Source organism: Rhodococcus sp. EPR-157 (assembly GCF_001647195.1).
Classification (GTDB): Bacteria; Actinomycetota; Actinomycetes; order Mycobacteriales; family Mycobacteriaceae; genus Rhodococcoides.
Window position 1 is genome coordinate 1 of sequence record NZ_LVCV01000142.1, and the last position, 12,262, is coordinate 12,262.

Genomic DNA, 12,262 nt, shown 5'->3' on the forward strand with positions numbered 1-12,262 from the left:
GCGATCGACGCCGACGGTGTCCGCTCCTCGCGATTTTCCGCGCCGGAGCCGAAGGGGTGTGTGTTCGAGTACGTCTACCTCGCACGTCCGGACAGTGTCATCGCCGGACGGTCGGTGCACTCCACTCGGGTCGAGATCGGTCGGAGGCTCGCCAAGGAGCACCCCGCCGAGGGAGATCTCGTCATTCCTGTGCCGGAGTCCGGTACTCCCGCGGCCGTGGGCTTCGCACAGGGCTCGGGAATTCCCTACGGCCAGGGTTTGATGAAGAACGCTTACGTCGGACGTACCTTCATCCAGCCGTCGCAGACCATTCGTCAGCTCGGCATCAGACTCAAGCTCAATCCTCTCAAAGAGGTCATTCGCGGCAAAAGGCTCGTGGTCGTGGATGATTCGATCGTCCGCGGAAATACTCAGCGCGCGCTCATCCGCATGTTGCGTGAAGCCGGTGCGTTGGAGATACACGTCCGCATCGCGTCTCCGCCAGTACGGTGGCCGTGCTTCTACGGCATCGACTTCGCTTCTCCCGCAGAGTTGATCGCCAACGGCGTCGACTCCGAGGACGGCATCCTCGAAGGGGTGCGGCAAGCGATCGGTGCCGATTCGCTCGGGTACATCTCGACCGAGGGCATGATCGCGGCATCGGAGCAGCCTGAATCTCGGCTGTGCACAGCCTGCTTCACCGGCAAGTACCCCATCGAACTGCCCGCGGACAATGCGCTGGGCAAGCACGTGCTCGAAGGCATGCTCGCCACCGCAGCCGGTCAGCCCTCCGAGTCCACCAACGCCAACGTGAGTGCACTCAGCCGGCCGTAGGGCGACTGTGCCGAAGCGGCGATTCCGGCGGTCCGCGGCCGTCCGTGGCGCTCCGCGCCAGTGGCGCGGTTAAGTGTGTCCTGGCGCACTCAGTCGTGCCACTGGCGACGGAGTCGCCGCGCCGCATCCCGGCTCCGGTACCGTTAGAGCGCAATTGCGTGCAGACAACGCGCAACACGAAAACGAGTACAAGGGCTGGAGCCGCATGACCGAGGAAACCCGACCACCCCGCGCAGCCTCCTCGGGCGGTGCTTCCTACGCCGCGGCAGGTGTCGACATCGCCGCAGGTGATCGGGCGGTCGAGCTGTTCGCGCCGCTCGCGAAGAAGGCATCCCGCCCCGAGGTCATGGGCGGACTCGGCGGCTTCGCCGGACTGTTCGCGCTCAAGGGCGACTACCGCGAGCCGATCCTGGCCGCATCGACGGACGGCGTCGGCACCAAGGTTGCCGTCGCGCAGGCCCTCGGTAAGCACGACACCCTCGGCCTCGACCTCGTCGCGATGGTCGTCGACGACCTTGTCGTCTGCGGCGCGGAGCCACTGTTCCTGCAGGACTACATCGCTGTCGGACGGGTCGTCCCGGAGATGGTTGCCGAGCTCGTCAAAGGCATCGCCGAGGGTTGCATCATCGCCGGATGTGCATTGCTGGGTGGCGAGACCGCTGAGCATCCCGGCCTGATGGCAGACGGTGACTACGACCTCTCGGCCACCGGAGTCGGTGTCGTGGAGGCGGACGCAGTGCTCGGACCCGATCGTGTGCGCCCGGGCGACGTCGTCATCGCCATGGGCTCCTCGGGCCTGCACTCCAATGGTTACTCGCTTGCCCGCAAGGTCCTGCTCGAAATCAACCACATGGACCTGGGAAGTCACGTCGAAGAGTTCGGTCGCACTCTGGGCGAGGAACTGCTGGAGCCGACGAAGATCTACGCCAAGGACTGCCTTGCGCTCGCCGCGGAAACCGACGTGCGGACGTTCTGTCACGTCACCGGCGGTGGACTTGCGAACAACCTCGGACGGGTCATGCCTGCGGGTCTGGTCGCCGAACTGGACCGCACCACGTGGAGTCCGGCACCGGTGTTCTCGCTCATCGCGCAGCGCGGACGCGTCGAGCGCGCCGAGATGGAGCAGACGTTCAACATGGGCGTCGGAATGGTCGCCATCGTCGCTCCCGAGGATGTAGATCGCGCTCTCGCTGTGCTGACGGCGCGACACATCGATTGCTGGACCCTTGGAACGGTGAAGAAGTCGACGGACAAGACTGCCACCACAGAACGTGCGCTGCTCGTGGGTAACCACCCCCGATTCTGAGTAGAACAGACACGAATGAGGGGGAGCCGCTGTGCGGCTCCCCCTCATTCGTGTCTATCGCTTGTCAGCGTCGCCAGTCCTCGTATTCATCTTCTTCGACGCGGGAATAGCCGTCCGCGTCAGAAGAAGAGATGCCGCCCGAGGTGATACCGCCACGGTGGGAGTTGGACGAACCACCGGAGAGCTCTCTTTGCAGACTCTCCAAGTCCGTTGTCGGCGAGCTGTACTTGAGCTCACGAGCGACCTTTGTCTGCTTTGCCTTAGCCCTGCCTCGGCCCATGGCGTTGCCCCCTCGCGGACTTGCGGGGCGGCCTGGGGAAATTTGGGCGCCCCGTTAGATTTGGTATTTCTTCCTGGCACACACTCTAGCGCGCGAATCGCTCAGATGCTCATACGGAGTCCGTGTCCGTCGCTGTTCGGTTGCTCTCAGTACCCTTTACCAGCGCAAATACCCATTGCTAAGGTAACGATTTCGACTCATGCAGGTTTTCTCAGCGCAGCCTTCGCGTCCCGTGCAACTTTCACCGGTAGTTTCGGGTCTTCGAGAAGCCGCGTCAACCCCGACTTGTTGGTGCCCCGGAAGAGGTCCCTGACGGTGACTCCGTGCGTCGGAACATGGCCGAGGACGATCGGTGCCCCGCGTTCGACGGTGCCCGGCTCCACCACCCGCAAGTAGGCGCCGACATCCCCCTGCTCCGTGAACCGTTTGACCCAACCGGATTCGCCGACCCAGCGAGCGAACGTCCCGCACGGCGTCCGCGCGACGGTCACTTCCAGCACCACGTCGCCGACGTGCCAGCGCGAGCCGACGACGGCGTCGGTCACCGGTACGCCGGAGGTCCTGAGATTCTCACCGAACCAGCCTGATCGAATGTCGCGGCCCAGTTCCGATGCCCACCGCTGGGCCTCGGCTTCGTCGTAGGCGTACACGGCCTGGTCGACGCCACCGTGGAACTTGGTATCGCTGCTGTGATCGCCGGCAAGACCGAGCTCGTGGACGTCGACGGGACCGTCCACCGGCCTCTTGTCGATGGCACTGTTCACGACCCCACGTCGGCCCAGCGGAACATCGGCGTGCACGACGCACACGGCCTCGACCCGTCCCGTCACCGGCCGCGCAACCGGTCGACGGCAGCCCGACCCGCCTGGACGTCGTCGTAGCTCGGAACCGAGTCCGGGTCGATCGATGCGGCGCACGGCCCGGCGACGAGTTCGGTGTCGGTCGGGACGGTGCGTTTGATCAGGGCAAGAGCAACAGGCCCAAGCTCGAAATGATCGATGACGGTGCCGAGTCGACCGACCGTACGTCCTGCCGCGGTCACCGGGTCACCGGTGACCGGCCTGCCGTCTGCGGAACCATCGAGGTGCAGCAGAACGAGGTGCCGAGGCGGCCGACCGAGGTTGTGCACCCGCGACACCGTCTCCTGGCCGCGGTAGCACCCCTTCTCGAGGTGTACCGCTCCGAGTTCGGTGACGCCGCCGATCCACCGGACCTCGTGCGGGATGGTCTTCTCGTCGGTGTCGACGCCGACGCGGGGTCGGATGGATTCGACGCGGAGAGAGTCGTACGTCCACGTTCCGGCAGGTGTGGCGCCGGCGTCGCGCAGCCGGGTGAACCACTCGGTCAGCGCGGCGCGGGGGACCAGCAGGTCGAAAGCAGTCGGGCCCGGCCATGGCATTCGTCGGACGAAACCGCCGCCCTCGAGAGCGATGGCGTCGTACACCTCGGCCGGCACGGTGACACCGACCGATCCGAGGATCCGGGCCGACTCGGCTCCCAGCAGGCTCACGACGGCGAGTTCGCTGCCCTCCCGAGGTTCGGCCTTGGACCAGAACACCATCTTCTTCAGAAACGACAGAAGATCGGGGCCCGACGTGGCTTCGGTGTCGATCCACGTCACACCGTCCAGGTCGGTCTGGACGAAGTGATGCTCGACGCGTCCATTGACGTCCAACGACAGGTTCTCGGCGGATCGTCCGTCGGGAAGGTCGGAGACGAGCTGACTGGAGATGGTGTTGAGCCACGTGAGTCGTTCCTCGCCGCTGATCGCGATGACGAAACGGTTCGAGCGGTCGATGATCGCCGCTGACGACGTCGCGTCGCGCTGCTCACCGAACGGGTTGCCGTAATGCCAGGCGACAGCGCTGTCGGCCGTGTCTTCCGGTGACGGCACAGCGCCGGGGAGAGTGAGAAGCGGGCTCGGACTGATCACGGCGGAATCGGACACGACTCCATAGTAGGAGCACCGTTGGATACCCCCGGTCGCCGGCGGCACCTGATCGACGATTTACGTGTGCGCAATACGTCCGATACCGTCTCGCGATTCGTCGGATCTAGTTTCGTGAACGTGAAAATCATGGGTCACCCGGCAGCGCAGATCGGTCTCGCTGCAGTCGGAGGAATCGTATTCGGTCTTGTGGTCGGCGACTGGGCCGCCAACCTGAAATTCATCGGCGATCTGTTCATCCGGTTGATCCAGATGTCGATCGTTCCGCTGGTGATGGCGTCGGTGATCGTGGCAACCGGATCCATGTCCGGCACGGGCACCGGCAAGATCGCGTTGCGCACCTTCAAGTGGATGCTCGGCTTCTCCGTCGTGGCTGCCGTCCTGGCGTGGTTGCTCAGCACCCTCATCCAGCCCGGCGCCGGCATGGTCTTCAGTCAGTCCCTCGACCCCAGTCTCGAGGAATCGGCCAGTGAGGCGTTGGGCTGGCAGGACACGCTGCTGAACTTCGTCTCGACCAACATCTTCAGCGCGATGTCGACAGCGACGATGGTGCCCATCATCGTCTTCTCGCTGCTCTTCGGGATTGCACTGCGAAGCCATATCAACAAGACCGGCGACACCGGGGTGCTCACGTTCATCGATCAGATCCAGCAGATCGTGCTGACGATGATCCGTCTGGTGATGCTCATCGCGCCGGTCGGCGTGTTCTGTCTGCTCGCCGCTCTCGCCGGTGATGTCGGTATCTCCGTCGTCTCGACTGCACTGAGCTACCTGGGGACCACTCTCCTCGGCGTCCTCATCCTGTTCGTTCTGTTCGTGGTCGTGGTGACGATTCGAACCCGGTTGGACCCGAGGAAGCTGCCGGGCAAGCTCACCGAACAGACAGCGATCGCAGTGACCACCACGAGTTCGGCAGTGACGTTCCCGACGGTTCTCAAGAACACCGTGGAGAAGGTCGGCGTCAGTCAGAAGGTCGCGAACTTCACGCTCTCGATCGGGTTGACGATGGGCTCGTACGGAGCGGTCCTCAACTACATGATCGTGGTCATGTTCCTCGCGCAGGCCGGCGACATCAGTTTGAGTTTCGGTCAGATCGCCCTTGGGATGGGTCTGGCGATCCTGCTGAACATGGGCACCATCACGGTGCCCGGTGGGTTCCCGGTCGTCGCGATGTTCCTCGCGACGTCGTTGGATCTGCCGTTCGAGGCGGTTGGCCTGCTGATCGCTGTCGACTGGTTCGCGGGGATCTTCCGTACCTTCCTCAACGTCAACGGCGACACGTTCGTCGCGATGCTGGTGGCCAATGCCGACGACGAGATCGACCGCGACGTGTACAACGGCACGAAGACGGTCGTCGCCGAGGAGATCGATCTCGACGAGTACCGCGACGTCATGGCCCAAGCGGATCGGGCCGACTGAAGTCGCTGCTCTAGTGTGGCGGCATGTCCGAACGCGTAGTAGTCACCCTCGACGGGCAGGTTCACGACGCAGACACGCCGCTTCTGTATGCAGACGATCTGGCGGCGGTGCGCGGCGACGGAATCTTCGAGACGATTCTGGTACGCGGTGGTGCGCCGTGCACCGTCGAACTGCATCTGGAACGACTGCAAGCGTCGGCGCGGGCCCTGGACCTTCCGGCGCCCGATCCGGACGAGTGGCGTCTGGTGATCGGACTCGCCGTCGACGAATGGACGCGGACGTCCGAGGACGAGGGGGTCCTGCGTCTGGTACTGAGTCGCGGGCGTGAAAGCGGCGGCGAACCTACCGGCTACGCGACGGTGGGTCCGCTGCACGAGCGCGTAGCCAAGGCACGGACCGAGGGCGTGGCGGCGATCACCCTCGAGCGCGGGTATTCGGTGGACTTCGCAGCCAAGGCGCCCTGGCAGCTGCTCGGCGCGAAGACCTTGTCGTACGCAACGAACATGGCGGCACTGCGCCACGCGGCGCGTCAAGGCGCCGACGACGTGATCTTCACCAGCAGTGAGGGGCGAGTCCTGGAAGGGCCGCGGTCGACGGTGGTGATCGCCCGGGGTAAGACTCTCATCACACCTCCCGCCGATCATGGCATTCTCCCAGGTACGACGGTGGACGCCTTGTTCCGCGTTGCTGCCGACAAGGGATACACCTGCGAGCGCTCCGATGTGTTCCCGGCAGATCTCATTGCGGCAGATGGTGTTTGGCTGATCTCGAGTATCACGCTTGCAGCTCGGGTGGTCTCGCTGAACGGCGTTGTGCTCGGCTCGCCTGCCATCGCCGACGAGGTCCGCTCGATGGTCGATGTGGCGGTCGAGACGATCGGCGACGAGGCGAGCACCGGTTGAACTACTACTACACGTAGTAGTACTCTCGAACTCGCTGCGGCAAGCCCTTGTGCAGCGGTAACTTATCGTTACCTTCCCGCGGGGCCGAGAGTTCGGAGTAGCCATGGACGCCTTGGACGTCTCGAGGTGGCAGTTCGGCATCACCACCGTCTATCACTTCATCCTCGTTCCGCTGACGATCGGGCTCGCTCCGATCATCGCGGCCATGCAGACGATGTGGGTCATCACCAAGAAGGACTCCTGGTACCGGCTCACCAAATTCTTCGGCAAGCTCTTCCTGATCAACTTCGCTCTCGGTGTGGCCACCGGAATCGTTCAGGAATTCCAGTTCGGAATGAACTGGAGTGAATACTCCCGGTTCGTGGGGGACGTCTTCGGCGCACCGCTCGCGCTGGAGGGGCTCGTCGCATTCTTCCTCGAGTCGACGTTCCTCGGGCTGTGGATCTTCGGGTGGAATCGGCTTCCGAAACTTGTTCACCTGGCGACGATCTGGCTCGTGGCGATCGGCGTCAATGCCTCCGCGTACTTCATCATTGCCGCCAATTCCTGGATGCAGCATCCCGTCGGCGCACGGTACAACCCCGAGACCGGCCGCGCGGAACTGACGAGCATCTGGGAGTTGATGACCAACAGCACTGCGCTGGCGGCATTCCCGCACGCCGTCGCGGGCGCATTCCTGACGGCGGCCACGTTCGTCGCCGGAATCTCGGGTTGGTGGATGGTGCGGGAGTCACGCCGGGGGAAGCAGACGGACTCGCGCAGTATGTTCCGACCGGCTGCACGGATGTCGTTCGTGGTGATGATCGTTGCCGGCGCAGCGCTCGCGATCACCGGTGACATCCAGGGCAAGCTGATGTTCGAGCAGCAACCGATGAAGATGGCATCGGCAGAATCGCTGTGCGACACCGAAACCGGGGCAGCGTTCTCGCTGCTGACGGTCGGCACGCACAACAACTGCGAGTCCGTGAGCCACTTGATCTCGATTCCGGGCCTGACCTCGTTCCTCGCCGAGAACGACTTCGACGCGACAGTGCAGGGCGTCAATCAGCTGCAGGAGCAGTACGAGCAGCAATTCGGACCAGGCAACTACAAGCCGAACCTGTTCGTCACCTACTGGGCGTTCCGCATGATGATCGGCCTCGCAGCCGGATCGGCGCTGCTGGCCCTCGCGGGGCTGTGGGTGACGAGGGGTGGCAGAATCCCCGACCAACGATGGTTCTCGTGGCTCAGCCTCGCAGCCATCCCGACGCCCTTCCTGGCCAACAGTGCAGGCTGGATCTTCACCGAGATGGGCCGCCAACCATGGGTCGTGGCACCCAATCTCAACGGAATCGACCAGATCAGACTCACCGTCGACCAAGGGGTATCCGATCATCCCGTGACGTTGGTAGTCGCCTCGCTCGTCACGTTCACCCTGATCTACGCGGCCCTCGGCGGCGTCTGGTTCTTCCTCCTCCGCCGATACGTGATCGAGGGGCCGCTCGAGCACGACGCGCACCCGCACACGGCGGATGAGTCGGACGACGATGAGACCACGCAACTTTCGTTCGCGTACTGAGGAAGAAGACCATGGGACTTCAAGAATTCTGGTTCGTCGCGATAGCGGTTCTGTTCACCGGATACTTCGTACTCGAAGGATTCGATTTCGGCGTCGGGATGCTGATGCCGGTGTTCGGTCGTCACGCTGACCCGGAGATGGGTGAAAAGCGTCGTCGCGCGGTGCTGAACACCATCGGCCCGGTGTGGGACGGGAACGAGGTGTGGCTCATCACCGCAGGTGGAGCGCTGTTCGCCGCGTTTCCCGAGTGGTATGCCACGCTTTTCTCGGGCTTCTACATTCCGCTGCTGCTCATCCTCGTGGCACTGATTCTGCGTATCTGCGCCATCGAATACCGCGGAAAGATCGACGACCCGGTCTGGCGTCGACGCTGCGACATCGGCATCGGGATCGGATCCTGGGTCCCGGCGGTGTTGTGGGGTGTTGCATTCGCCAATATCGTCAGTGGGGTGGCGATCGACGAGAACAAGAAGGTCACAGCGGGCTTCTTCGACCTGCTCGGACCGTACGCGCTGCTCGGTGGTGTGACGTTGGCGCTGGTGTTCGCGCTGCACGGAGCAGTGTTCATTGCACTCAAGACCTCCGGCGACGTCCACGAAGATGCCGTGAAAATGGCTGTGCGGCTTTCGATTCCAGCGGTCTTGGTAGGTGGCGCATTCGCAGTGTGGACGCAGCTCGCCTACGGCACGTCGTGGACGTGGATCATGGTCGCGCTCGCTGCAGTGTCGCTTGTCGCCGTCGTTGCTCTCACCGCGCGCGTCCGTGAGGGGTGGGCATTCTTGTTCACGTCGATTGCGATCGTCTCCGTCGTCGTACTGTTGTTCGGCTCGCTGTTTCCCGATGTCATGCCCTCCACGACCGACGCCGCCTACAGCCTCACCATCGAGAACGCGTCGTCGAGTCCGTACACACTGAAGGTGATGACGTGGGCCGCCGCGTTCATGGCACCGGTCGTCATCGGCTACCAGGCGTGGACGTACTGGGTGTTCCGCAAGCGCATCTCGACCACGCATATTCCGGATTCGATCGGATTGTCGCTCGGCCGCCCCAAGTGACCACCACCGAGCGAACGTCACGCGGACCGGTCGACCCGCGGCTGTGGCGCTACTCGCGGTCGGCTCGCCGCTACCTGGTACTGATTGTTGTTCTTGCACTGATCGATACCGCAGCGATCATCGTCACCGCGGTGACACTCGGCACAGTGCTGGCGGGCGTCATTACCTCGGACGCGCGTTCGGTCTCGGACTGGTCGATGCAACTGTGGATACTGTTCGGGGCCATCGCCGTTCGTACCGTCGCGGCGTGGGCACAATCGAGATACGGCCACCGCGCTGCGTCCAGGGTCGTCGAGGAACTCGAGAACGAGGTCCTCGCGGTGGCGTCGAACATGGATCCGCGGGACCTCGATGCCGAGCGGGAGTCCATTGCCACCGTCGTCACTCGGGCGCTCGCAGGCCTGGCGCCGTATCTGACCGGGTATGTTCCCTCGCTGGTCCTGGCCGCAACGCTCACACCTCTGACGCTCGTGGTGATCGTGACGCAGGATCTGACGTCGGCGCTGATCATCTTTTTCACGTTGCCTCTGATTCCGATCTTCATGATCCTGATCGGCTTGTTGACCAGAGGACGAGCCGAGAAAACACTGGAGTCGATGACGAGGTTGTCGGCGCAGCTGTTGGATTTGTTGGCCGGATTGCCGACGCTTCGCGCTCTCGGGCGTGAGCGGGGACCGGCGGCTCGCGTACGGGCGCTCGGAGATGCACATCGGCGCGCGACGGTGAGGGCGTTGAAGATCGCATTCTTGTCCTCGATGGTCCTGGAACTACTTGCGACACTGTGTGTTGCACTCGTCGCGGTGAGTATTGGTTTGCGGCTGGTGTTCGGCGACATGGCGCTCGAAGCGGGGATCATCGCGCTAGTCCTGGCGCCGGAGGTGTATGTCCCACTTCGACGCGTCGGCGCGCAGTTCCATGCCGCCGAGGATGGTGTCGCGGCGGCCGACCAGGCATTCGGGATCCTGGATCGTCCGCGGTACGTACCGGATGGAACGGGCATCGTCGACGCACGGGGAGCAACGATCACGCTGAGATCCATCTCGGCAGACGCGCGTAGCGGAAGTGCTCCGTATCGTCTCGACGCGGTGTTCGCTCCCGGTGCCGTGACCGTGCTGGCGGGGCCGAACGGCGCAGGAAAGACGACGGCGTTGAACGTGCTGCTGGGTCTGACGGCCGCGAGCGAGGGGACTGTCACGATCGGCGGCACCGACCTGGCAGATGTGGACCTTGTTTCGTGGTGGTCCCAGGTCGCCTGGTTGCCGCAGCGTCCTTTGCTGTTGCCGGGGACCCTCGATGACAACCTCGTACTCACCGGAACTCGGCCCGACGCCCGAGTTCTCGAAAAAATTTGCACAGCAACGGGATTCGACGAGGTACTGGACGAGCTTCCTCTCGGCTGGCAGACGACGGTCGGATCCGGAGGAGTAGGACTGTCCCTGGGTCAGCTCCAGCGTCTCGCGTTGGTGCGTGTACTGAGCTCGTCCGCGCCCGTGGTGCTGCTCGACGAGCCGACCGCCCATCTCGACGACGCTGCCGAAGCGCGTGTGCTCGGCGCGATCCGGGCACTCGCCTCGCCAGGTCGAACGGTGATCATGGTGGGACATCGACCTGCGGTGCTGGCATCCGCCGACACGATCGTGGAAGTGAGCGCGCGTCATGTTCACTGATCTTCGGCGTGCGCTCGGATTGTTCGAGCTTCGACCTGGCCGAGTTGCCGTTGCGACCCTCGCCGGCGTCGCCACACTCGGTAGCGCGCTGACGCTGGCTGCGGTATCGGCGTGGTTGATCACGCGAGCGTGGCAGATGCCGCCGGTCCTCGACCTCACGGTTGCGGTCGTGGCAGTGCGCGCTCTCGGAATTTCTCGCGGAGTCTTCCGTTATCTGGAACGGCTCGCAACGCACGACACTGCATTGCGCGGAATGACGTCCGCACGCACTCGCCTGTACGAACGCCTCGCCGACGGACCCCCGGCCGCAACACTGACCCTGCGCCGCGGTGATCTGATGGCCAGAGCGGGCGCCGACGTCGATGCGCTGGGTGACGTGGTGGTGCGCGCGATCGTGCCGATCTGTGTGTCGGTGATCATGATGGTCGCTGCGGTGGCGTTGGTGGCATTCGTATCGCCCGCGGCTGCGCTGATTCTGTTCCTGGCTTTGCTGCTGGCTGGTGTACTTGCCCCTGTTCTCGCGGGGCGGGCTGCGCGCATCGCCGAGACCGAGGGCGCAGCGGCCCGTGCCGAGTTCACCGAAGCGGCGGTTCGTGCACTCGATCACGGGGCGGAACTTCGGGTCGCGGGCCGACTCGACGACACGCTCGGGGAGGCCGCCGCGGCCAACCGTTCGTCGGTGACGTCGAGGGATCGTGCTGCACTGCCCGGGGCTTTCGCCGACGCCGCGCTCCCGTTGTCGATCGGGGCGTCGGTGCTCGGATCGTTGCTCGTCGGGATCTCGTTGTACGGCCCGACCGGGGGTACCGAAGGTGGGATGACGCCGATGGCCCTGGCCATCATCGTGCTCGTCCCGCTGGCTGCGTTCGAGGCGACGTCGGTGTTGCCTGCCGCAGCCGTGGCGCTGACGAGGGCTCGGGTGGCGGCGTCGCGGATCGTGGGGTTGCTCGATGCGGCCCAGTGGCACGGAAAAGCGCATCAGGGTGAACTCAACCGTGCCACTACGGCGGAGCCGGCCCGTGAGGTTGTGGCGGAGCCGTTGGATATCCCAGCGGGGAGCCGGATAGCCATCGTCGGGCCGAGTGGGGTGGGAAAGACGACCCTACTGATGGGCCTCGCCGGCCTGATTCCGTCGGCGCAGCATGTCGACGGCGCACTGTTCTTCGCCGAGGATGCGCATCTCTTCGATACTTCGATCCTGGAGAATCTGCGGGTCGCTCGCGGTGACGCCTCTGTCGACGAAGCCCGTGATGCGCTCGCGACGGTGGGGCTGGGGGAGTGGGTTGCGGAGCTGCCCGAGGGTGTCGACACGAC

The 12,262-nt window shown here is 64.2% G+C and carries 11 protein-coding genes; 8 read left to right on the forward strand and 3 right to left on the reverse strand.

Translation table 11 applies throughout. The annotated features are described in order from the left end of the window. Both A2J03_RS05655 and purM read left to right on the forward strand, forming a co-directional pair. Window positions 1–813 (forward strand): amidophosphoribosyltransferase (locus A2J03_RS05655; RefSeq protein ID WP_269455174.1); only part of this gene is annotated, 813 nt, incomplete at its 5' end. A 205-nt stretch (window positions 814–1,018) separates the two neighbouring features. Beyond that, window positions 1,019–2,119, forward strand: a complete 1,101-nt coding sequence (gene purM, locus A2J03_RS05660) for a phosphoribosylformylglycinamidine cyclo-ligase (RefSeq protein ID WP_068370595.1) — start codon at window positions 1,019–1,021, stop codon at window positions 2,117–2,119. 64 nt (window positions 2,120–2,183) lie between these two features. Here purM and A2J03_RS29760 read toward each other — a convergent pair whose 3' ends face one another. The 3 genes from A2J03_RS29760 to ygfZ form a co-directional block, all read right to left on the reverse strand. Beyond that, the gene (locus tag A2J03_RS29760; protein ID WP_072806788.1) at window positions 2,184–2,399 is read right to left on the reverse strand and encodes a DUF3073 domain-containing protein; all 216 of its coding nucleotides are present in this window, start codon (window positions 2,397–2,399) and stop codon (window positions 2,184–2,186) included. Window positions 2,400–2,596: 197 nt separating this feature from the next. Then, the gene (locus A2J03_RS05665) at window positions 2,597–3,229 is read right to left on the reverse strand and encodes an MOSC domain-containing protein (RefSeq protein ID WP_068370599.1); all 633 of its coding nucleotides are present in this window, start codon (window positions 3,227–3,229) and stop codon (window positions 2,597–2,599) included. Beyond that, window positions 3,226–4,347, reverse strand: coding sequence for a CAF17-like 4Fe-4S cluster assembly/insertion protein YgfZ (gene ygfZ, locus A2J03_RS05670; protein ID WP_068370610.1), 1,122 nt, complete (start codon window positions 4,345–4,347; stop codon window positions 3,226–3,228). Before ygfZ ends, A2J03_RS05665 begins: the two co-directional genes overlap by 4 nt. A gap of 120 nt (window positions 4,348–4,467) precedes the next feature. Between ygfZ and A2J03_RS05675 the strand changes: the two genes are divergently transcribed. The 6 genes from A2J03_RS05675 to cydC all read left to right on the forward strand — a co-directional run. Further along, window positions 4,468–5,766, forward strand: a complete 1,299-nt coding sequence (locus tag A2J03_RS05675) for a dicarboxylate/amino acid:cation symporter (RefSeq protein WP_068370611.1) — start codon at window positions 4,468–4,470, stop codon at window positions 5,764–5,766. A gap of 23 nt (window positions 5,767–5,789) precedes the next feature. Then, entirely contained in the window at window positions 5,790–6,668 is an 879-nt protein-coding gene (locus A2J03_RS05680) for an aminodeoxychorismate lyase (protein WP_068370601.1), read from the forward strand. 103 nt (window positions 6,669–6,771) lie between these two features. Further along, complete coding sequence (locus A2J03_RS05685) at window positions 6,772–8,226, forward strand: cytochrome ubiquinol oxidase subunit I (RefSeq protein ID WP_068370603.1); 1,455 nt, start codon at window positions 6,772–6,774, stop codon at window positions 8,224–8,226. Between the two features lie 11 nt (window positions 8,227–8,237). Continuing rightward, complete coding sequence (gene cydB / locus A2J03_RS05690) at window positions 8,238–9,281, forward strand: cytochrome d ubiquinol oxidase subunit II (protein WP_068370605.1); 1,044 nt, start codon at window positions 8,238–8,240, stop codon at window positions 9,279–9,281. Beyond that, window positions 9,278–10,948, forward strand: a complete 1,671-nt coding sequence (cydD, locus tag A2J03_RS05695; protein WP_068370606.1) for a thiol reductant ABC exporter subunit CydD — start codon at window positions 9,278–9,280, stop codon at window positions 10,946–10,948. The genes cydB and cydD overlap by 4 nt, the downstream gene beginning before the upstream one ends. After that, window positions 10,938–12,262, forward strand: a 1,325-nt coding sequence (gene cydC, locus A2J03_RS05700) for a thiol reductant ABC exporter subunit CydC (RefSeq protein WP_068370607.1), incomplete at its 3' end; no start/stop codon positions are given. The genes cydD and cydC, both read left to right, overlap by 11 nt.